General features: G+C 55.5%; 19 protein-coding genes. 7 read left to right on the forward strand and 12 right to left on the reverse strand.

What is annotated here, in order from left to right; translation table 11 throughout:
- Positions 1 to 12: 12 nt before the first annotated feature.
- Genes LQ945_RS03685 through LQ945_RS03705 form a run of 5 tightly spaced genes read right to left on the reverse strand, consistent with a single transcriptional unit; the run spans position 13 to position 4,993 of the window.
- On the reverse strand, positions 13 to 684 hold the full coding sequence (locus LQ945_RS03685; protein ID WP_270102284.1) for an ABC transporter ATP-binding protein: 672 nt from the start codon (positions 682 to 684) through the stop codon (positions 13 to 15).
- Positions 681 to 1,517 carry an ABC transporter ATP-binding protein gene (locus LQ945_RS03690; protein ID WP_182821864.1) on the reverse strand — a complete coding sequence of 279 codons (837 nt, stop codon included), beginning with the start codon at positions 1,515 to 1,517 and terminating at the stop codon, positions 681 to 683. The genes LQ945_RS03685 and LQ945_RS03690 overlap by 4 nt, the downstream gene beginning before the upstream one ends.
- Positions 1,507 to 2,376, reverse strand: coding sequence for an ABC transporter permease (locus LQ945_RS03695; RefSeq protein ID WP_044552012.1), 870 nt, complete (start codon positions 2,374 to 2,376; stop codon positions 1,507 to 1,509). The genes LQ945_RS03690 and LQ945_RS03695 overlap by 11 nt, the downstream gene beginning before the upstream one ends.
- Entirely contained in the window at positions 2,373 to 3,425 is a 1,053-nt protein-coding gene (locus LQ945_RS03700; protein WP_270102285.1) for an ABC transporter permease, read from the reverse strand. The genes LQ945_RS03695 and LQ945_RS03700 overlap by 4 nt, the downstream gene beginning before the upstream one ends.
- The gene (locus tag LQ945_RS03705; protein WP_182821861.1) at positions 3,425 to 4,993 is read right to left on the reverse strand and encodes an ABC transporter substrate-binding protein; all 1,569 of its coding nucleotides are present in this window, start codon (positions 4,991 to 4,993) and stop codon (positions 3,425 to 3,427) included. The genes LQ945_RS03700 and LQ945_RS03705 overlap by 1 nt, the downstream gene beginning before the upstream one ends.
- Before the next feature lie 285 nt (positions 4,994 to 5,278).
- Here LQ945_RS03705 and LQ945_RS03710 point away from each other — a divergent pair, with 285 nt between their 5' ends.
- Together LQ945_RS03710 and LQ945_RS03715 are read left to right on the forward strand one after the other, a co-directional pair.
- Positions 5,279 to 5,881, forward strand: a complete 603-nt coding sequence (locus LQ945_RS03710) for a hypothetical protein (protein WP_270102286.1) — start codon at positions 5,279 to 5,281, stop codon at positions 5,879 to 5,881.
- 50 nt (positions 5,882 to 5,931) lie between these two features.
- Positions 5,932 to 6,132 (forward strand): hypothetical protein, encoded by a 201-nt coding sequence (locus LQ945_RS03715; protein ID WP_270102287.1) that lies wholly within the window; start codon positions 5,932 to 5,934, stop codon positions 6,130 to 6,132.
- 50 nt (positions 6,133 to 6,182) lie between these two features.
- On the opposite strand, the gene cbl is transcribed toward LQ945_RS03715, so the two are convergent.
- A complete protein-coding gene (gene cbl / locus LQ945_RS03720) occupies positions 6,183 to 7,136 on the reverse strand; it encodes an HTH-type transcriptional regulator Cbl (protein WP_270102288.1) in 954 nt (317 codons plus the stop codon).
- A gap of 300 nt (positions 7,137 to 7,436) precedes the next feature.
- Positions 7,437 to 8,132 (reverse strand): gamma-glutamylcyclotransferase, encoded by a 696-nt coding sequence (locus LQ945_RS03725; protein ID WP_020827469.1) that lies wholly within the window; start codon positions 8,130 to 8,132, stop codon positions 7,437 to 7,439.
- Positions 8,133 to 8,516: 384 nt separating this feature from the next.
- Here LQ945_RS03725 and LQ945_RS03730 point away from each other — a divergent pair, with 384 nt between their 5' ends.
- The gene (locus tag LQ945_RS03730; RefSeq protein ID WP_270102289.1) at positions 8,517 to 9,335 is read left to right on the forward strand and encodes a siderophore-interacting protein; all 819 of its coding nucleotides are present in this window, start codon (positions 8,517 to 8,519) and stop codon (positions 9,333 to 9,335) included.
- Positions 9,336 to 9,650: 315 nt separating this feature from the next.
- Entirely contained in the window at positions 9,651 to 10,751 is a 1,101-nt protein-coding gene (gene chaA, locus LQ945_RS03735) for a sodium-potassium/proton antiporter ChaA (RefSeq protein ID WP_044552018.1), read from the forward strand.
- 35 nt (positions 10,752 to 10,786) lie between these two features.
- Here chaA and lpxO read toward each other — a convergent pair whose 3' ends face one another.
- Positions 10,787 to 11,689: a lipid A hydroxylase LpxO gene (gene lpxO / locus LQ945_RS03740; protein ID WP_044552019.1), complete on the reverse strand. Its 903-nt coding sequence runs from the start codon at positions 11,687 to 11,689 to the stop codon at positions 10,787 to 10,789.
- A 458-nt stretch (positions 11,690 to 12,147) separates the two neighbouring features.
- Here lpxO and LQ945_RS03745 point away from each other — a divergent pair, with 458 nt between their 5' ends.
- The 3 genes from LQ945_RS03745 to LQ945_RS03755 are packed head-to-tail and all read left to right on the forward strand — an operon-like array spanning position 12,148 to position 15,911.
- Complete coding sequence (locus LQ945_RS03745; RefSeq protein WP_270102290.1) at positions 12,148 to 14,481, forward strand: molybdopterin-containing oxidoreductase family protein; 2,334 nt, start codon at positions 12,148 to 12,150, stop codon at positions 14,479 to 14,481.
- Positions 14,482 to 14,483: 2 nt separating this feature from the next.
- Positions 14,484 to 15,038 (forward strand): 4Fe-4S dicluster domain-containing protein, encoded by a 555-nt coding sequence (locus LQ945_RS03750; protein WP_262240523.1) that lies wholly within the window; start codon positions 14,484 to 14,486, stop codon positions 15,036 to 15,038.
- A 3-nt stretch (positions 15,039 to 15,041) separates the two neighbouring features.
- Positions 15,042 to 15,911: a dimethyl sulfoxide reductase anchor subunit family protein gene (locus LQ945_RS03755; RefSeq protein ID WP_270102291.1), complete on the forward strand. Its 870-nt coding sequence runs from the start codon at positions 15,042 to 15,044 to the stop codon at positions 15,909 to 15,911.
- 70 nt (positions 15,912 to 15,981) lie between these two features.
- Here LQ945_RS03755 and phoH read toward each other — a convergent pair whose 3' ends face one another.
- The 4 genes from phoH to efeO form a co-directional block, all read right to left on the reverse strand.
- Complete coding sequence (phoH, locus tag LQ945_RS03760) at positions 15,982 to 16,767, reverse strand: phosphate starvation-inducible protein PhoH (RefSeq protein ID WP_020827477.1); 786 nt, start codon at positions 16,765 to 16,767, stop codon at positions 15,982 to 15,984.
- A 683-nt stretch (positions 16,768 to 17,450) separates the two neighbouring features.
- Positions 17,451 to 19,595 (reverse strand): TonB-dependent receptor PqqU, encoded by a 2,145-nt coding sequence (pqqU, locus tag LQ945_RS03765; RefSeq protein ID WP_044552023.1) that lies wholly within the window; start codon positions 19,593 to 19,595, stop codon positions 17,451 to 17,453.
- Positions 19,596 to 19,797: 202 nt separating this feature from the next.
- Complete coding sequence (efeB, locus tag LQ945_RS03770) at positions 19,798 to 21,096, reverse strand: iron uptake transporter deferrochelatase/peroxidase subunit (RefSeq protein ID WP_270102292.1); 1,299 nt, start codon at positions 21,094 to 21,096, stop codon at positions 19,798 to 19,800.
- Positions 21,097 to 21,107: 11 nt separating this feature from the next.
- Positions 21,108 to 22,244, reverse strand: coding sequence for an iron uptake system protein EfeO (efeO, locus tag LQ945_RS03775; RefSeq protein WP_270102293.1), 1,137 nt, complete (start codon positions 22,242 to 22,244; stop codon positions 21,108 to 21,110).
- Positions 22,245 to 22,254 lie beyond the last annotated feature (10 nt).

Here is a 22,254-nt window from a genome sequence, read left to right on the forward strand (position 1 = left end):
GGCGGGCTGATTTCAGCTCACCAATCGGCCATGCGCCATCGCCACCGAACGATCGCACATGTGGTCAATCACGTCGGCATCATGGCTGACCAGGATCATCGTCAGATCGCCCGCCTGCTTCAGTTCGTTCAACAGGTTGAGGATTTCCGCCTGCACCGACATGTCCAGCGCCGAAGTCGGCTCATCCAGCAACAACAGCTTTGGTTTCAGCAACAGCGCCCGCACTATCGCCACCCGCTGACGTTGCCCGCCGGAAAGCTGGTGCGGATAGCGATCCAATAGTTTGGGATCCAGCCCCACCTGGCGAAAACCGTCGCTGATTTTCTGCTCGATATGGCCCTCTTTCAGCAACTTTAGGGGTTCTGCCAGCGTACGCAGCAATCGGTGCTTGGGATGTAACGAGGCATAGGGATCCTGAAATACCATCTGTACCTCACGCCGCAGAGCACCGGTAAAAGGACGGCCCGGCTGCAAATCACGGCCCAGCAGCTGAAAACCGCCGCTCCAGCTTTCATTCAGCCCGGCCAACACCCACAGCAGCGATGACTTGCCGCAGCCGGACGGGCCAACCAGGCCGAAGCACTCGCCCGGTTCGATGTGCAGATTGACATCATGCACCACGGTGCGTATCTCATAGCCCTGGCGGTGGCTGACGCTGAGGTTGTCCAGGGTAATCAGGCTCATTTCAGTGACTCCAGCAGTGCGCGATCCAGTACCGGCAAGGTTTTGCCGTGAGTCTCGCGGCTTGGCCGACATGACCATAGCGTGCGCGTGTAAGGATGGGTCGCGGAGGCCAAACGATCGGCAGGCAGTTGATCCAACAGTTCGCCCTTGTACATCACCAGCACCCGTTCGCAGTAATGCGCCACCTGCTGTAAATCGTGACTGATCAAAATCAGGCCCATATTACGTTGCTGCACCAGATTTTCGATCAGTTGCAAAACCTGATCGCGCATCTGGTGATCCAGCGCCGAAGTCGGTTCGTCGGCAATCAACAGCTGCGGATCGTTGATCAATGCGATGGCCAGCATCACTCGCTGCCCCATGCCGCCGGACAGCTGATGGGGGTAACGCTGACTCAGCGTCTGCGGATCGGGCAAGCCAACCGCTGCCAGCATGTCCAGCACCTTCTCCCGCCGCTCGGCGCGCCCCAGGCGGGTATGCAACAGCAGCGGCTCCTCTACCTGGCGCCCTATCGGCTGGGTCGGATTCAGCGCGTGCTTGGGATCCTGCATCACCATGGCCACCTTGTTCCCCCGCAGCCGGTTCCACTGGCGCTCGTTCAAGCGCGTCAGATCGTCATCGCCCAGCGTCAAACGCTGTGCCTGCACCTGCAACGGCGGCGGCAACAGCCCCATCAGGGCCCGGGCTGTCAGGGATTTGCCGGAACCGGACTCGCCCACCAGCGCCAGCCGCTCCTGCCCCATGCTGAAAGAGATGCCTTTCACCAACGGCGGCGAAGCCGGTAACAGCACCGACAGGCGTTCGACGGTCAATAATGGGTTATCAATGTCCATGACGAGGATCCATTTTGTCACGCAGGCCATCGCCCAGCAGGTTAAAGGCCAGGCTGGCGAACAAAATAGCGCCGCCCGGTGCAGCGGCGACCCACCATTGATCAAAAATCACTTTGCTGCCCTCGGCCACCATCGAGCCCCACTCTGCGGTCGGCGGGGCCACGCCCATGCCGAGAAAGCCCAATCCCGCGGCGGAAAGAATAATGCCGCCCAAGCTCAGCGCCGCACGCACCACTGCGCTTGGCAGGCACAGGGGTAAAATGTGCCCGGCCATCAATCGCAGCCCACCGATACCCTGCATGCGCGCCGCCGCCAGATAGTCACTGCGGCGCAGCGCCAGCGTTTCCGCCCGGGCTTGCCGGGCGAAAGCCGGCCAGCTGGTCAGGGCCAGCGCCAGTGCGCCGTTCATCAGCCCCGGGCCCAATACCGCGACAAATGCCAGCGCAATCACCAGGCTCGGCAATGAGAGGAAAATATCGGTCACGCGCATCAGAATACGCTCGACCCAGCCGCCGAGATAACCGGCGCTGATGCCCACCAGCAGCCCAATCGGAATGGTCAGCAGCAAGATCAACGACACCAGGATCAACGTTGGCCGTGCACCGTAAATCACGCGCGACAACAGGTCGCGGCCAAAGCCGTCGGTCCCCAGCCAATGCCCGGAGGACGGTGGTAACAGGCGCAGTTCGATGTGTTGCAAGTTAGGGTCGAAAGGGGCCAGCCAGGGGGCCAACAGCGCGGTCAGGATCAGGACAGCCACCAGCGTCGCCCCCAGCGTCAGCGTGGTCAGCTTGCCGCGTGGGCGATAGCCGACCGCAGGTTCGCTTTGGGGTTCATGTTCAGAAAGATATTGGCTCATCGGGTTCGCGGGTCCACTAAATAGGTCAGCGTATCGGCCAGCGCGTTCAATACCACAAAGCAGGTGCCAATCAGCAAGGTGGCGCCAAGAATGGCCGGGGTATCGGCGGCAAACAGCGCAGTGGTCAGGTAACGCCCCACGCCCGGCCAGGCAAACACCGTCTCGGTCAGCACCGCGCCTTCCAGCAGGCTGGCATAGGACAGGGACAGAACGGTGATCAGCGTGCCGAGCACGTTGGGAAACACGTGACGCACCAAAATACGCGTACGGCTGGCCCCTTTGGATCGCGCCAGGGTGACGTACTCTTTATTGCACTCTTCCAGCATCGCCGCACGCAGCAAGCGGGTGATGCCCGCCATCGACAACAGCGCCAACGCCACGACCGGCAACCACAGGTGACTGATGGCGTTGTAGAACATGTCACGATCGCCGGACAGCCAGGTGTCGATCAGAACAAATCCGCTGCGCGGCTCCATGCTGTAAAGGTAGATATCGTCCAGCCGCCCCGGCCCCGCCGACCAGTGCAGCGTGGCGTAAAACAGCAGCAGCCCCAGCAGACTGAGCCAGAAAATCGGCACCGAATACCCGATCAGCGACAGCAGGCGCGCGGCGTTATCCAGCCAACTGCCCGGTTTGATCACCGCCAGAAAGGCCAGCGTAATGCCGCCGAACGCACCGAGGATAATGGCGCAGGTCGCCAGTTCCACCGTGGCCGGGAAGGTACGCAGCAGATCGCTCAGCACCGGCTGCGCGGTAATGCGTGAGATCCCCATATCTCCGTGCGCCAGGTGCACCAGATAGCGCCAGAACTGCACCGGCAACGGTTGATCCAGCCCCAGATCGTGACGCACCTGTGCATAGGTGGCTTCGCTGGCGTGATCGCCAGCGATCTGCAAAGTGGGGTCGATCGGCGCCAGATGCGAGAGCATAAAGGTGAACAGCAGCAGCCCAAGCAGCGTCAGCGCCAATGACAGCAAGCCGGTCAACAACCTGCGTCCCCAACGCCAACTGTGCCGGGCGAACCCGGCGGAAGTGGTACGGCTTATCATTACTTGCTGACCTTGCTGTAGAACACCATGTCAGGGTTGATGCCCTGCTCGTAGCCTTTCAGGTTGTCACGCACCGCAATCAGGCTGCGTGCCTGCAGGCCGATGACAAACGGCGAGCTTTGCTGAACGGCCTGCTGCAGCTGCTGATAATCCGCGACCCGTTTGGCGGTGTCGTTTTCCGCCGTGGCCGCCAACGTCAGCTTGCTCAGCGCAGGGATCTGCCAGTTGGCGCGCCAGGCCAGCGTTTTGCTGCCGTCCTCCGGGTTATAAGCAAAGGCGGCGGCGTTGGTGTTCGGGTCAAAATAATCCGGCCCCCAGGAGGTCAGGGTCGCGTCATAGTTCAGGGATTTCACCTTGGTGGAAACCTGCGCGCTGAGGCCCGGCACCAGTTCCACCTTCACCCCGCCCTGCGCAAAGCTGGCTTGCAATGCCTGTGCGATATCCAGGTACGGCGGCTGATTGTTGACGTCCAGCTTGAAGCTGACGTTGGTCAGGCCGGCCTTCGCCAGGATCTCTTTGGCCTTCTGCGGGTTAAAACTGTATGGGCGGTCTTTCAGCGCGCCCAGGTAACCTTCCGGCAGAAACGCCTGATGGGTCTGGAACTGGCCCTTCAGCAGATCGTCAGCAATGCCTTTATAGTCGAACAACCAGCGCGCGGCTTCCCAGAACGCCGGATTGCCTAGCGCTGGTGACGCCTTGGCGTTGAACTGCAGGAAATAAAGTGAGGCGTAAGGGATGGCCAACGGCTTGACGCCCGGCTTGCCTTTCAGCGCCGCCATCTGATCCGCTCCCAGGTTACGCGCGATGTCGGCATCACCCTGTTCGATCAGCAAACGGCGGGCTGCCGGATCGGGTACGTTTTTGATCAAAATGGTCTTCAACGTAGGGGCGCCTTCCGGTGACCCCGGGTTGGCGTCGAGCACCACCACTTCGTGCGGCACATAGGTACGGATTTTATACGGGCCGCTGCCGGCGGAATGGCTGTTCAGCCATTGGTGACCCAGGTCATCCCCTTGCTGATGGGACAAGGCTTCTTTGGCATCGACAATAGAAGACACCGGCGCCGAAAGCAGGCTAAGCACAAAGGCCGGGCTGACGTTTTCGCTCCAGCTTATTTTGACCCGCCGGTCATCCACCTTGGTCAGGTGCTGGTCGACGTTCTTGGCGTCCCAGCCCAACTGGGTGAGGATAAACGAGGGTTCCAGATTCAGTTTCACTACCCGCGACAGCGAGAAAATCACGTCTTCCGGGCGCAGCGGATTACCGCTGGAAAATTTGGCGTCCGGTCGCAGAGTGAAGGTCAGGCTGCGGTTATCGCTGCCCGCCTGCCATTCGCTGGCCAGCGTCGGTTTGAGTTCGATAGGATTTTTGGGATCGGACTGGATCAGCCGCTGGTAGAGGCTGTTGAATGACTGCACCGTGGTTAACTCGAAACCCTGGGCCGGATCAAAACTGACCACGTCATCGATGGACTGGGCAATCACCAACGTGTTCGCCGGGGTTGCTGCCTGTGCGTTGAAACTGGCCGCCACGGCCAAAAACACCAAAGAGGGAACGAACGCTTTCATCAAAACTCTCCAAGCGGATGGAATTTATAGTAATTTCGCGAGTGTATGTGAGAGCTCTCGGCAGGCGAAGGTACTTAAATAACTATAGATATTCTTTTTCTGTCTATAGCTGAGATTTTGATTATTAAGCAGGCGAGGTTCTGCGATGGGTTGCGCAATCGCCGGGACAATCCTGAACACCAATGACACTTTTATGCGTAGCGCTGCTCATTAGAGTAAACAACATTTTGTGCCGTTCCTTACCAGCAATTAGTGTGCGACTCATTGCTACGGGGGGACTATCAAATGGAAGTGAACACGCCAGCGGATGGCGATCAAAATGCATATCATCGGGCGGTGCAGCAAACGCTTGAAGATATGAATACCGTGCTGGTCCAATCGGGGCTTTTCATTAGCCTCTTGACTGAACAAGATCGTCGCTGGCAAAAAGGCAGAAAAAACGGTCATTCTCTCAACTGGCGCTCACTACTGAGATTTTATGGCAGTGCAGCGCTCAAACCAGGAAGCTTTATTTTTGTTTTCAGATGGATTGCTGCGCCGTTGACGCGTATCGGCTTTTGCCTGTGTTACTACCATCGAGTGAATAACGTCATCGAACTGGTCGCATTAGAGAGCTTTACAAGACGTGTGGCTAAACATCCGCTCAGCGGCAATATGCTGCAACACTGCCTACACACCCTCTATTTTTATGGCGTGAATCTGCACGCGCAAGGGCTGATATCTACAACGCTTCCCGACATACTGATCGGTAACGTCCTAAACAATCGGCTACTCGAGCTTTATACCCGCCATGCGTCATTCAGCGTGGTGCCCGGCACCATGAATTGCATAACGGATTTCATCGCGTTGAGAGAATACATACTTCGCCCTAAAAATATTCAGCGTTAAATCCCTACGTGATAAGGTGTGTACAAATAATGTTCAAAAAGGAGAGCAACATGAAGGACAAGGACCTGAACGACCCAACGCTAACTATTCAAGAAGAAAAAGAAATTGCGATCGAAATTTTGAAACAACATCTCCACTGGCAAATGGCGAACCCTCCGTCCCCAGAAGAAATCCCCATTTTAGAACTCATTGGTCCAGTGCAAAAAAGTAAACGTCGTATGGTCAGAAGACTGTTGAGAAAACAGCTCTAGCATCGTCAAATGCCGGGCAGCAAGCCCGGCCCGTTATTTTCACATGCCGATCAAATCTGGTAATCGATCACCGTTTCCAGCTGTGAAGAGAACACTTTGTCTTTGATTTCCGTCAGTGACAGCGTCGGGTTGCAAAGCTGGATAAACTGCCAGGCATAGTTACGTTGTAACTGACTGCGTTTCAAGCCTAACCACACGGTATTGGGTTCGAACAGATGCTCGGCGTTAAGGCTGACCAGCCCATGATCGCGCTCTTTCTCATACGACATGTCCGCCAGTACGCCGACCCCCAACCCCAGCTCGACATAGGTTTTTATTACGTCGGAATCCTGCGCGCTTAAGGCAATGTCCGGCGTCAGCCCGGCGGCTTTGAAGGCGCTATCCAGCCGCGAGCGGCCGGTAATGCCCTGGCGATAGGTTATCAGCGGCAAGGTACTGAGCATTTCCAGCGTCACCTGCGGTTGCCGGGTCAGTTCGTGTCCTTCCGGCACCAGGATGGTGTGATGCCAGCGGTAGTAAGGGAACGCCGCAAGAGATTCATCGCTCATCAGCTGTTCACTGGCAATGCCGATATCGGCTTCGCCGGAGGCCAGCATCGCGACGATTTCTTCGGGGCTGCCCTGGTTCAGCACTACCCTTACCCGCGGGTACAGTGCACGAAACTCCTTGATCACCCCCGGCAGGCTGTAGCGCGCCTGCGTATGGGTGGTCGCAATATGCAGCTGGCCGGTGTCGTTGCTGCTGAACACATCCGCCAGTCGACGGATATTATTGGCATCATTCAGGATGCGCTCCGCCACCACCAACAGCTCTTTTCCCGGTTCGGTCATGCCCAATAAACGCTTGCCGCGGCGGATAAATATCTCAATGCCCAGCTCTTCTTCCAGTTCCCGAATATGGCGACTGACCCCAGACTGCGAGGTAAATAAAGTATTGGCCACCTCGGTCAGGTTGTAGTTGCAACGCGCCGATTCCCGAATAATTTTTAATTGTTGAAAGTTCATCCACTCCCCCCTGTCGAACTAAATTGTTAACATCAGTGATACGGAGTCTGACGTAAGGGGACAAATAAGAAATAACCTTTAGTTATGCATTTTCATGCTAAGTGAATTTTTCAACGTTGCAAATTAGCTGTTTTTTAATCTTAAATTATCGAATAGCTTTAAAATTAACAACATAGATATCCACTTTTAAAATGTGGATTAAATGCTTATGCTAAATAAAGTTATTAAATATAGGCATTAGATATATAAACAAAAAAGGCTCAGCAAGCTGAGCCTTTCGAAAGCGTCATATGAGCGGGATCAGGCGGTGGCTTCTCCGCCGATAGGGCCGGAGGTATTCTGCTGCAGCCATTGCTGCACGTAGCTGACCAAATCGCCAATGCAGTCGTCCTGCATGCCGTGATTTTTCAGCTCATTATCCAGCGAGAACAGGTACTGAGCGTTTGTCCCCAGCGGCCCGCTGGCGCTGGCGATCAACGGGGCTATCACCTGATGGCTGGTATCTTCTTCAAACAGCGGGTGCTGCGGGTTCATGACAAACACCAGCGCGGTCACCACTTCGCCGTCTGCCAATGTGAGATCGCACCAGGTCGGCAAATAACAGCCGGTGACCATTTCGCGTTTCCACAGCAGTTCCAGCTCTTCGCGCAGCTTGGCTTCCGGCAGGCGAAACGCCAGGCCGGTGGTATGGCCGCCCTCTTTCAGCGCCAGCATCCGCCCCGGCTGGTGCAAGGTACCGCGACCGGCGGTAAGCCGCAAACAGAAGGCGCGGTGCCAGCCTTGCAGCGTGGCCGGCCGCACCTCTTCGGATTCAAACACCGGGTTCCACATCAGTGAACCGTAGCCGAAGACCCACACCGGGCTGTTATCCGGCCGACGGGATAAAGTACAATCCAACGAGGCCGCCCGCTGCTCTGATGTCAGTAACAGCGACTCCTCAATGGTGCCGAATGCAGTTTTGCAATCCGCATTTTGCAGAAAATCTCGCGTTAACACCTTAACAACCTCCCGGGAATAGGATTGCCCTTACTCCCTCGCCACTGTTCAGTCTTATTTATTAAGTGCGGATTTATATTAATACAATAACCTGCCCGCGATAATAATGACCTTATTCTTTTCTCAGTAAGCAATCAAGTTTCAAAAGAGCTTAAAAGTGAAAAAGTATTTGTACTCAGCAGCAATAATATTAATTGCCTGAGCATAGGAGCGGATTTCATGATTTCCCGACGCACAAAAGCGCCGGGGGAACCTTACTTTTTGTGCCAGCGGTCGTCGTCACCTTTGCGGTAGCTTTGCTTCACCGCCGTCTCAATTAGCAAACAATTCTCATTATCACATGGCATGTTATACTCCTCGCCAAACGAACATAAGGAGAACCCCGTGACTACCGAAGCCCCACGCTCACGCGCACCCTACCTGATTGCTGTCAGCGCGATTCGCGATGTTACCCCGCACCTGCGCCGCATCACCTTCACCGCCCCTGACCTGCGTTATTACCCGGCAAACGCCGCCGCCGCGCACATCAAGGTTTTCCTGCCGCTTGAAGGCCAGACGCAGCCGGACCTGCCGACGCTGACCGAAAATGGCCCTCGCTGGGCGGCCGATGCGGTACGCCCGATTGTCCGCACCTATTCGATTCGCGCAGTACGTCCAGAGTTGGCGGAAATCGACATTGAATTCGCCATTCACGATCACAGCGGCCCGGCGGTTAACTTTGCGCGCTCGGCAAAAGCAGGCGATAAAATCGGCATCAGCAACCCCGGCGGCCCTAAACCTATGCTGCCAGAGGCCGATTTCTACTGCCTGGCCGGCGATCCTTCCTCTTTGCCCGCGCTGGCGGCCTTGCTGGAAGGCTTACCTGCGCGCAGCGAAGGCCATGCCTTTATCCGCGTCGACACTGCGGCTGACGTTATCGATCTGAAAAAACCGGCAGGCTTCGAACTGAGCTGGATTATCGGCGGCACCGAAAAAACCGCCGAGTTGGTGACGCAATTTTGTTCATTGCCGTTGCCACAGGCAGAAATTCAGTATTGGCTGGCCGGGGAAGATCGTTTGGTGGTAGATCTGCGCCGTTACCTGCGCCGCGAGCGCCAATGTGACCGTAATCAGCTTTATGCTGTCCCTTACTGGCGTGAGGGGCTAAACGAAGAGGGTTATCATAATAAACGGCATGAAATCATGGATAATATTGATGACTAAAGGGGGATTTCCCCCTTATTAATCAAGCAATGCAGTTACAAACTGCAATTTATGTGCCGTTAGTGAAGAAAATTCATTTCACTACGTAAAAGTAAGTAAATAAAACCGCATCCGATGCGGTTTTTTTGTTAACCTAGTCACACAAAGCAAGCATTTGCTTTTGCAAGTAAAACAACATCACATCATTCCCCGGCACACGCCAGCCGGTGTATCCTATTATTATTAAATTATAAATACATTCTGGATGCGCATAATTGCCCTTAACGGCAGTCAGCGATGACGGGACCACGCTGTTTGAGAAGGAGTACCATCGAAATGAAGTCGCAAAACGATCCTGGCCGATCCAAATCCCGCCACACTGAGTACTCACTGCTTTTCCCCATCGCCGCCCTGGTGGTGTTGAACCTGTGGGGCAGTACCAGCAATTTCTCGCTGATCGTCGGCATTAACATCATTGCCCTGGTCGGTATTCTCAGCAGCGCGTTCAGCGTTGTGCGCCACGCCGACGTGCTGGCTCACCGTCTGGGTGAACCCTATGGCTCGCTGATCCTCAGCCTGTCGGTAGTGATCCTGGAAGTGAGCCTGATTTCTGCGCTGATGGCCACCGGCGACGCCGCACCGGCACTGATGCGCGACACGCTTTACTCCATCATTATGATTGTCAGCGCCGGTCTGGTGGGCTTCGCCTTATTGCTGGGCGGTCGCAAATTCGCCACCCAATACGTCAATCTGGGCGGCATTAAACAGTATCTGATGGCGATTTTCCCGCTGGCAGTGATCGTACTGGTGTTCCCAAGTGCGCTGCCGGGCGGCAACTTCAGCACCGGGCAGGCGCTGCTGGTCGCGGTGATTTCCGCCGCCATGTACGGCGTGTTCCTGGTGATCCAGACCAAAACCCACCAAAGCCTGTTTGTCTACGAGCACGAAGATGACGACGGTGACCCGCACCACGGCAAGCCTTCTTCGCACAGCAGTGCCTGGCATGCCGGCTGGCTGGTGGTGCATTTGATTGCGGTGATCGCCGTGACCAAGTTCAACGCCAACCCGTTGGAAGGTTTGCTGACCAAGGTGAATGCCCCTGCGCAGTTTACCGGCTTCCTGGTCGCGCTGTTGATCCTGTCGCCAGAAGGCCTGGGGGCATTGCGTGCGGTGTTGAACAATCAGGTTCAGCGTGCGATGAACCTGTTCTTCGGCTCGGTACTGGCCACCATCTCCCTGACGGTGCCGGCGGTAACCATCATCGCCACCCTGACCGGGCAAACGCTGATCTTCGGCCTGCAGACGCCGCATATCGTCGTGATGCTGACCGTGTTGCTGCTGTGCCAGCTGTCGTTCTCTACCGGCAGAACCAACGTGCTGAACGGCACCGCGCACCTGGCGCTGTTTGCCGCCTACATGATGACCATTTTTGCCTGATTAGCTGGAGGGCGCTTTCACAGCGCCCTCCCTCTTTACAGGGCGAAAAAGATACCCGCCGCGATACCGCCAAACAAAATCCATTTAATGATGTAGTACCCTGTTCGATTCCACGCCTTCAGCCGTTTCCCCACTTTGCGTACCGCATAGATATACTTGAACAACTTGTTGACGCCACCGGTGCGATCGCCCTCTTCATTGGGTGCGGTGGCCGCGCTCATCAGGTTGCGCCCCAGCCAGTGGTTAATGCCCTGTGCCCAACGAAAACGCATCGGCCGCTCAATATCGCAAAACAGAATCAACCGGTTCTGCCCACTCTGGTTTTCGGCGTAATGCAGGTAGGTTTCGTCGAACATCACCGCCTCACCATCGCGCCAGCTGTAGCGTTCGCCGTCCACTTCGATAAAGCAACGGTCGTCATTCGGTGTGATCAGCCCCAAATGGTAACGCAGTGAACCAGCATAGGGATCGCGGTGGCGTGGCAGGCGGCTGCCATCCGGCAGTTCGGCAAACATCGCCGCCTTCACCGAAGGCAGACTGCGCAACAGTGCGGTAGTCTGCGGACACAGGTTCATCGCCGACGGGTGGTTGTCTTCATACCATTTCAAATAGAAACGCTTCCAGCCGGTTTTGAAGAACGAATTGAAACCGGCGTCATTAAATTGATCCGAGGCTTTAATCTGCTGGATCGCCATCAACTGCCGGCCTTCATCGCGAATGCTTTGCCAGTTATCCCGCAGTGCCTGCAATTCCGGGAATTGCTCCGGCTGCAGATAGGGCGTGGTCGGCACGCGTGAAAACAGATACATGAAAACGTTCAGCGGAGCGGTAAATGTGGAATGATCGGAGAGTTGTCGCCAGAAGGTGTAACGCACCCGCCCACGATAATGGACATACACAACGCATAAAATAAATAGGAGTAAAATAATGTATTTCATGATTGAACCGCATTGAAGATCCCAATACCTTGCACGCCCATCCGGCGTGCACCCCAGATATTTCCTTTAGGCGAATAAGCCGCTGCGCCTGTCTGGAACACCCCTAAGCATTAACGCTAAACCAACAAAAATCTATACAAAAAACCACAATAGTTTACACAAAGGCTAAACAAGCCGGCGTTACCGCTGGCCATTGGTCGATCTCTTGGTTTGCGCCCAAAGCCGGTGACTGTGGTCATCTTCCGGGTTAGATACGAGAGCCTTTGATTAAAAAAATAAGCGGGTATTTCAGGCATGGGTTATTAACGACATCCGTTATTCACTCCAGAATAATAAATGACTAATTTGATTTTGATCAGTGTGCGGCAATTCAACCATGATTAACTCAGGGAGCCTGATTCATCCCAAGGCAAGCAAACAAACAATAATAAAAACAAATAATACGTACGGAATACATCATGAAAAATATATCTGATATCAGAATGAATCGCCGAACCTTGTTAAAAGGTCTTGGCGTGATTGGGCTGGCCAGCATATCGCCCTGCGTATTTTCTATGGCAATGGACAAGGGCAAACCCCTCCCTCGCGTGCGTCTCAAACTCAGTGACTACCAGACGTTTCGTTCAACCTGTGCGATGGAGTGTTTGCATTGTAATTTAACGGCTTATGTCTATCAGGGGGAGCTCAAAAAAATAGAAGCCAGCAAAGATTTTAACGTCAAATGCTGCCTGCGCGGCATCAGCCGGACCAAATGGGTTTATCACCAGCAGCGGGTTAAAACGCCTTTGCTTCGGGTGGGGGAAAAAGGTGAAGGGAAATTCAAACCCATATCCTGGGATGAAGCTCTCGATCTGGTTGAGCTTAATATTCGTAATACCCTTGCCAGTCACGGTAATAAAGGCCTGTTAATTTCAAGCCATGCCGGGAATATGGATTCCATTAAAAACGACATGGGGAAAGCTTTCTTTGATTACCTCGGCGGGGCGACAAAACGTTCCGGTTCTTTATGCTGTTCTGCGGTGACCGCCGCCATGATCCCGATGCTTGGCCTGCGCTATGCGGATATGCGCGACACTATTGCCGACAGCCACTACATTCTGTGCTGGGGCAATAATCCGGCCGTGACCATGCAGGCCTATTTCAAAGAGTACCTCAAGGCGCAGGAAAGAGGCGCGCGCCTGGTGGTGATCGATCCCCGCTTTAACGAAACCGCCGCCAAAGCCGATGAATGGATCCCTATCGTGCCCGGCACCGACACCGCCCTGGCATTGGGGATGATCAAAATCATCATTGATGAACAGCGCTACGACGCTGACTTCCTGCGGCAACACACCGGGGCGGTTTATCTGGTGAACCGTCAGCAAAAACAGCTGCGAGAAGATCCGCAGGACAAAGAAAGCTATCTGGTGTACGACACCCTAAGCCGCCGTCTGGTGCGCCATGACACACCCGCCATCGTCCCGGCGCTGACCCAGGTCGAATTGCCTGCCGATGCGGCTTATACCACGGTATTTGAACTGATCCGTCAGGAGTCGGCTCCCTGGAGCGTCGAGAAAGTGCAGGCGGAAACCGACATCCGGGCGGCCACCCTGCTGCGCCTGGCGCGTGAATATGCCAGCAATACACCTTCGATGATCGTACAGAACATGTCCGGCGCTCAGCGTACCGAATTCGGCACCTACGTGGCGGCCAGCCAGTTTTATCTGGCGCTGCTGACCGGCAATATGGGCAAAGCCGGTGGCGGAGTCTGCGACGCGGGCGGCGCCAAACAAATGATGAAGTTCAGTCCGCCGCTGCCCCCGGCGCCCAACGTGCAAAAAATTCCGCCGATACCGGTCGCCAAAACCGGCGAGTGGATTGTCAACGATCGCCCTCACCCGATTAACTTTTGGTGGATCATGACCATGGGCGCGCTGACCCAGTTGCCCAACACCAATATGGTGAAGAAGGCCCTGAAGAAGGTGCCGTTTGTCGTCGTGGCCGATAACCTGATGAGCTCCACCACGCTGTATGCCGATCTGGTGTTGCCGGTCACCACCATCTTTGAAGATCTCAGCCTGATGGCCGGCGTTCGCAGCCACTATGTCCAACTGATGGAAAAAGCGGTAGAACCGGTGGCAGAGGCCAAACCGGATTACTGGATTTTTGCCCGACTGGCGGAGCGTTTCGGCTTCGGCGAGGTGTTTAACCAGCCGATCGAGCACTATATAGAAAACTGTCTGGTCGGAACCGGCCTCACTATCGAACAGCTGCGTAAAGGGCCGATTAAACCGGCGCCCACGCCCTGGATCCCGTTCGAAAAAGGTATTTTCCGCACGCCGACCAAAAAGGCCCACTTCTTTATCGAAGAGTGGCAGAAGAAAGATTTCCCACCGATTGTGACCTATATGCAGGTGAAAGAGTCGCCGAAAGGCTCCCCGGAACTGGCGAGCCAATACCCCTTAATGGCCGTTCAACGCAAGCTGGCCCGCAGCATCCACTCCAGCCACGGGATGAATGAATGGATCCTCGAGGTGCAGCGCAATCAGCCTAACATCATGATCCACCCGGATGATGCTGCCAGCCGCCATATCAGGAACGGCGAATGGGCCATTGCTTTCAATCACCGTGGAGAACACCGGGCATTGGCCGTGGTGACGCGTCAAATCAAACGCGGCGTGGTGTGCCTGGATAATGGCTGGTGGGAACAGCAAGGAGGCAGCAGCAGCCACGTCACCAATGACCATGCGGAAGTTTTGGGCAACGGTCATTGCTGTAACAGCACCCTGGTTGACGTCCGGGCGGAGGCATAATCATGGTCAGACAATATGGATTTTTAGTCGATATGCGCGGCTGTTATGGCTGCAAAACCTGCTCGATGGCCTGCAAGTCTGAAAATGCCACCCCGGCTGGCGTGTTGTGGCGGCGGGTCAGAGAATTTCACTTTGACGACCCGAACGCGATGGCGTTTATCTCGATGTCGTGCAACCACTGCGACGATCCGCAGTGCATGAAGGTATGCCCGGCGGATACCTACAGCAAGCGGCCTGACGGCATTGTCGTGCAAGATCATGACAAATGCATTGGTTGCCGAATGTGCATTATGGCTTGCCCTTATAATGCGCCGGTGTTTGATCCCGTCGAAGGAAAAACCAGTAAGTGCAACCTTTGCGCTGAACGCCTGGATGAAGGGCTGCTGCCCCGCTGCGTCGCATCCTGCCCGGCCGGCGTGCTGCAGTTTGGCGATATTGACGAACTGCGCGCTCGCCACTCCGCTGACCTGACGCGTATCGAGACCCGCTACTCGCTGCCGGACCATCGAATCAGTCAGCCCAATGTCGTCATTATTCCCGCCGGTGATAAGGAATAGCCCATGTCTGAATATGAACTTCCCTTGGTTTTTTTTACCGTGTTTTGTCAGTGGGCGGTCGGCACGATCGTAGCCATCACGGCATTGATTCTGGCGCAGCCAAGCTGGCTAAGCGACGGAAAGCGCTTTAATGTCCTGCGACAGCTGGCGTTAGGGATTGTAGCAATCAATATCCTCGGCTCCGTGCTGTCGCTGCTGCATTTGGGTTCCCCCACCGGCGCCTATCGAGCCATTCTGGGCATCGGTCATTCCTGGCTCAGCCGGGAAGTCGCCGCCTTCTCCTTGCTGAACGTGGCGGTCGTTTGCTGGGCCGCCATGGTGTTTCGCTTTAACTCTAACCCCAGGCTGATTCGCCAGGTTAGCCTGCTGACTTCGTGCACGGGAGTGGCCGCGATCCTGGTTTCCGCACAGGTTTATTACCAGATGGCGAGCCACCCTCTGTGGCACACGCCGCTAACCCACCTCGGTTTCATCGCCACGGCTCTGCTGCTGGGGTTTACCACCCTTGGCCTGCGGCTCAGCGTGTTCAATGCGGCTCAAAACGATCGCGAACGGTGGCTCCCCGTCGCAATGCCGGCAGGCATTTTATGCGGTGTGATGCTGATGTTGGTCGTGATCCTCGGGTACAGCTCCGGGTTCAACCAGCAAGGGAAAATGCTGGCCAGCGCCGTCACCCTTTTGGGTTCGGGTTTGATGGGCTGGCTTATTTTTGGCGCACTGATTACCGGCAGCGGGTTGGCGGCCTATCTGTACCAACGGCCGGTACTGAACGTTGGCGTTGCGGGTGCACTGATGCTGACCCTGCTCTCGGCATGTATTGGTGGCCGAATGCTGTTTTACGCCGGCGTCATGAGCCAGTACCCCTGGTTTTGATGTTGCGGCAGCGCTGATATTCAAGGCAAGAAAAAGGCCGCCGAGGCGGCCTTTGGTGAACGGGCAGGTGTTAACTGTAGGCGTTGAGCGTACGCTGGCACAGGGCGGAGCGGACGCAGTCTTGTTTATCAAAGCGGATGATACCGATCATTTCATCCTCTTCGAAGCGCTCCATCGCATCGCTGAGGCCGGATTTCACACCGCGCGGCAGGTCGCATTGGGTGATGTCACCATTGACGATAACCGTGACGTTCTCACCCAGACGGGTCAGGAACATCTTCATTTGGCTGGCGGTAACGTTCTGGGCTTCATCCAGAATAACCACCGCATTTTCGAAAGTACGCCCGCGCATATAGGCGAAAGGCGCGATCTCCACCTTGCCGATTTCCGGGCGCAGGCAGTATTGCATAAAGGACGATCCTAAACGGCGCACCAGAATGTCATACACCGGACGGAAATAAGGGGCGAATTTCTCAGAGATATCCCCAGGCAAGAAACCGAGGTCTTCATCCGCCTGCAGAACCGGACGAGTAACGATAATCCGATCCACTTCTTTATGTATAAGGGCTTCTGCCGCTTTCGCAGCGCTGATAAATGTTTTGCCGCAGCCGGCTTCACCGGTGGCAAATATCAACTGCTTCTTGTCTATGGCTATTAAGTAATGACCCTGAGCTTCGGTTCGCGCCAAGATGGGAGAGCTATCGCGCTTGTCGCGTGCCATGCCGATAGACTCAACACCACCCATTTGTACCAGCGAGGTTACGGACTCTTCTTCAAGCTGGCGATGACTACGAGCGTCACGACGAATAACGCGTTTCGCTTCACGACGTGCTTTGATCACTGCTTTTTGTCTCATAGTGGCACCTTACAGTTTGTTTCACCTACCGCAACGGCCAGGCCGTGCGATTATGTTTCACATACAGATGCGGGTTTGGCTCCCTTTTGAGCCGACGATAGCCAATAGAAAAAGTGAATATCCAACGGGCTTTTCGGCACGCCGATTTTTCACGGGACAACGCGATTGCATAATTAAATCGAGAGTAAAAAGTGACAAGAATTTGTGATAACGGGAGTGTGGTCTGGTCAGAAAAAGAGAGTCGGAGAGAGTGCCCTCGTTACAACGAGTCATCAGGGAAGGTCTGTTATTTTTTCTTTCTAGCCCAACCAAGGACTTTACCATTAGCGATCCCCGCAGTGTTATTTACAGCTTCAAGCTGTGCACCTTGTGAAAACTACCGCCAGATGATTACAGTATAATGACATTCAAACCGCGCACGTTGCTAAAATGTAAAAAAATTTAATCTTTTTTGTTTTTAGGCGCCGCAAGAACACTATATCACGCCGATTACGTCATTCAATGTAATTTTTATTTACATAAATATCATATCGTTATGATTAAAACCCTTGAATGACATTTCGGTTTCCTGATTAAATTTTGCACAAACAAAAACCGGCACTTCTCTGTCGATTTATAAATAAAAAAGGCGGGAAAGCTCCCGCCCTGCCGTTCATTGATTGCGCCGGTAACTTCCCTGGCGGTTACTCGAAGGTATAAGAAACGCTCACCCCACCGCCCCAGTTTCTTCCCGGAGCCGGTTCGTAGTAACGGCCATTGCCTTCATTGACGATTACCGACCCCACGTACTGGCGGTCAAACAGGTTATCCACCCGACCGAAAACATTCAGCATCCAGTTACCCATTGGATAACGATAGCCGGTGTTTAAGCCCACGGTGGTATAGGCCGGAGCCTGTTCAGTGTTGGCATCATTAACTTCGATATCGCTCATGTAACGCACCTCCGCACCGGCATACCACCCTTCTGGCGGAGACCAGGCCAACGAGGCATAGCCCATATTGCGCGCTATGCCTGGCATGCGGTTGCCGCTTGGCACCTTATTGGCTTCTGAACACTGGCTATCGCCGCACACATCTTCGCGGTAACGCGCATCTAACAGCGTCCAAGCCAACTGCACTCGCCAGTCATAAGCGAACTGCTGGTCCAGCGCCAATTCCAGCCCGCGTCGGCGGGTCTGCCCGGCGTTTTTGTAGCTGGTGCGACCGTTACTGCTTTCATCCACCACAATTTCGTTACGGGTGTCGGTCTGGAAAACCGCAGCGGTCAGCAGGCCGTTGCCAATGCGCGTTTTACTGCCCAACTCCACCGTGTCGCTGGTCGAAGGTTGTAAACCAAAGTTAAGCCCGGCCTGATCGCCGGAGCGGTACGACAGCTCGTTAATGGTCGGTGTTTCAAATCCGCGTCCGGCGGACAGATACAGGTTCCAGCCGCTCATTACCGCATAGTTCAAGGATCCGGCCGGCAGCCATTTATGGTAGCTGGCGTTACCGCTGTCATCGCCGTTGCTGCCGGTCACGTAGTGGTCGTTGGAGTCGAAATTGACGGTGCTATAACGCATGCCAGCATCCAGCGTCAGTTTTTGCGTCAACTGCCACGAACTTTGCAGATAGGGATCCAGGTTCCACATCAGGTTGCGCTCATTGCGGCGCAGCGCCCCCTGAGTGCCCAACTCGGTTACGCCGTTAACCTGGGTAAAGTTTTCATAGCCTTTACGCTGCTCGGTCATGGTTTCATAGTCCAACCCGCCGGTCAGGGTATAGGGGACGCCCAGCTCGCCGCGGTGCGTCCAGCGCGTATCAATCCCCTGATAGTGACGCGTCAGGTCAATCACCCCGCCAGGATGCTGGGCGCTACGCTGCTGCACCGCGACCGGGATCGACTGGTACTGGGTGGTTTCGCGCTCACCGGCATACATCATGATGCTCAGGTCGTCATCGGCCCCCATCTGGCGCTCATAGTGCAACCCGGCCTGGGTCTGCGAAGTGCTTTTACGGGTGTTGTACTGGTCGGCACGCGGCGCCTGGCGCGGATTATCGTGCCATTCCGCGTTCGTCAGGCCACCTGGATCATTGGCGTGAATATCGACGCTGTTGAACAACAACGTCAGGGTGCTGACGTCGTCGATACGTACGCCCAGCTTGGCATTGCCAAGGTTTTTCTGCGCACCGCTGTGATCGCGAAAGCCCTGAGTCGTAAACCGGGTGCCGGAAATAGTGTAGTTAACGTCGCCGGCGTGGGTGCCGTCGCCGGTCGCCCCGGTCGCCTTGACGCCATAACGCCAGGTGCCGTAACTGCCAAAGTACGAACTGGCTTCAAGACGCGCAGGTTGCTGGCCGGTTTCGGTTTCCACATTCACCATACCGCCGGACGCATTGCCGTAGAGGGCAGAAAACGGCCCGCGCAGCACCTCCACCTTTTCAACCGAGTTAAGGTCAATGTTCGACGTCTGGCCCTGACCATCAGGCATGGTGGCCGGGATACCGTCGACATAAATACGCACGCCGCGCACGCCATACATTGAACGTGCGCCAAAGCCCCGCACCGAAAGCTGCAGATCCTGCGCATAGTTCTGGCGGTTCTGAATTTGCAGGCCGGGCACGCTGCCCAAACTTTCCGACAGGTTGATCTGCGGCCTGGCCTCACGGATTTGATCGCCATTCACCACGCTGACGGCAGCCGGGGTGGACAGTTCGGATAGGCCGCTGCGTTTGGCCGTGACCACCATGGTCTGTTCGCTATCCTTGTCCTGCGCCAGGGCGCAGACAGGCAGTAAGGCAGGGATAACCAGAGCTGAAACCGCCAACCGGTTTTTATGAGTGCTTTTCATCAGGAGAATGCCGTTAAAGGGATCGGAGAATATGAACCACTTGGAACGTTATGGCCAATATGTTAATGCTTTTAACAAAAAATGAAAATAGTTAGCCTAATTAAAGACGGAGCTCTCGATTTCGCAAGCTCAGGGTTGATTTTAATTAACGGCTGTTGGTTCAAAAATAAGGCGGGGCAAACCCCGCCTGGTGAAGTGAGGCTCAGGCTTTCAGCAAGCCGCTGGCCAGATAGTCGTTGCTGTCTTTGACCCCTGGCAGTGCAAAGAAGTAACCGCCGCCGATAGGTTTGACGTACTCTTCCAGCGCCTCGCCGTTCAGACGTTTTTGCACCGTCAGGAAGCCTTTCTCCAAATCGGCCTGGTAGCAGACGAACAGCAGCCCCATTTCCAACTGGCCGGAATTGGACACGCCGATAGAATAGCTGTAGCCCCGGCGCAGTAACAAATTGCTCTGGGTTTGTGGCGTGCGCGGGTTTGCCAGGCGGATATGCGCATCCATCGGGATCATCTTCCCTTCGGGATCCTTCTCATAGTCCGGCTCGTCGTGTTCATGCTTCATGCCGAGCGGCGCACCGCTGTGCTTTTCGCGGCCGAAGATGGTTTGCTGCTCCTGCAACGGGGTGCGATCCCAGAACTCCACGTGGAAGCGGATAATACGCGCGGCCTGATAGCTGCCGCCCACCGCCCATGCCGGTTCCCCGGCGTTATCGGCCACCCACACCACCTGATCCATCAGCGGTTTATCGTCGGTTTTCGGGTTGGCGGTGCCGTCTTTAAAGCCCAGCAGGTTGATTGGCGTCTCTTTACCTTTGCTGCGTGCGGCGTGGGCGGAGATAAACCCTTCCCGCTTCCAGCGCACGCTGAGCAGATCCGGCGAATGCTTGATGATGTCACGTAGTGCGTGGATCACCGTTTCATTGGTATTGGCGCAAATCTGCAACACCAAATCGCCGTGGCACAGGCTGGCATCCAGCGAGTCGTTGGGAAAACGCGTCATTTTTTGCAGCCGCAACGGCTTGTGCGCCTGCAGACCGAAACGCTCGTCAAACAGCGAAGTGCCGACCGACACGGTGATGGTCAGGTTATCCGGGTAGATCTCCCGCCCCATGATGCCCGAATCAAGCGGTGGCAGCTTGGGATCCACTTCCGGCGCTTTGCCGCCGGTGGTCAAAAACGCAATGCGGTTGGTCAGCAGCCGAAACAGCCGCTCCAAATCCTGCTTGTTGCTGGCCAGCACGTCAAAAGCCACCAGCATCATCGCCGCTTGCTGCGGCGTGAGGATCCCGGCCTGGTGCGCGCCGTAGAACGGCTGCTTCTGCCAGCGTTCATCCTTAGCGACCGCCAGCGGTTCTGCGGATTTATCTGCCGCCTGGGTCAGGCGACTGCCGCCCAACGCCAGTACGCCCAGCCCCAATCCCTGCAATAAACGACGGCGCGACGGTGACGCCGCGCCCTGCGTTTGTGGATGCGGCCCGTTTTCCGGGCCGATCTTGTTACTCATGATGCTTTGCCTCAGTCCAGACCCAGAACGCCACGCAGCTGTGACAAATCTTCCGCCAGGGTGGTGATTGGCCCTTTCATGGCGTTGCGATCGGCATCGGTCAGCTTCTCGTAAGATTCATAGCCATCCTGGGTTTTGTATTTCGCCAAAATGGTATCAACGGTTTTAAAATTGGCGTCGATCTTGTCCAGCAAAGGCTTGTTGGCCTTGACCAGCAGCGGGCGCAGCAGGTTAACGATTTTTTGTGCGCCGTCTACGTTGGCCTGGAAGTCCCACAGGTCGGTACGGCTGTAACGGTCTTCTTCACCGCTGATTTTGCTCGCCGCCACTTCTTCGATCAGGCCGGCTGCGCCCCCCACAACCTTGCTTGGCGGGAAGGTCAGGTCGGTCACCCGTTTTTGCAGCTCAAGGGTGTCGTTATAGAGTTGATCGGCGTATTTGCTCATGTCTTTGGTGGTGTTGTCGGCAAACAGCGCTTTCTCCAAGCGGTGGAAACCGGTGAACTTCGGATCTTCCGCTTTTTTCTCGTAGTCGTCTTCGCGGGCGTCGATACTGCCGTCCAAATCGGAGAACAGCTCGGCGATCGGCTCAATTCGCTCGTAATGCTGGCGGGTCGGCGCATAGAGTTTACGAGCCTCGGCAACTTTGCCGGCCTTCACGGCATCGGTGAACAGCTTGGTTTGTTTAACCAGCCCTTCGACCTCTTTGGTCACGTAGACTTTGTATTCAGCAATCGGCCCAACCAAATCCATGGCGTTCGGTTTACCGTCACTGGCAGCCCCGGCCGAGGCGGTCACGGTCAGTTTGCCTTTCGGATTGCTGAGCAGCCCACAGGTCATGTCGTATTCGCCCGCTTCCAGATTGGCGGTCATCTTCTGGGTGAAACCCGGCGCGATGTTTTCACGCTCTTCCACCACCATCACCCCTTTCAGGATTTCCCACTCCACGTTTTTTTGGCTGGTGTTGTGCACCACAAACTGGGTTTTACCGGCCGGCACCGTCAGTTGCATCGGCTCGCACTGTTTGTCGTTAACGGTGATCTTTACCTGCGGCACGTCCGCCGCCAGGGCATCAATGCTCAGCGCGAACGCCGGAAGAGCCAGTAATGCTGCGTGCAAAGCCTTGCGGCGGAATAACGGAGTAGACATACAAGATTCC

The organism is Serratia liquefaciens, from assembly GCF_027594825.1.
Lineage (GTDB): Bacteria > Pseudomonadota > Gammaproteobacteria > Enterobacterales > Enterobacteriaceae > Serratia > Serratia liquefaciens_A.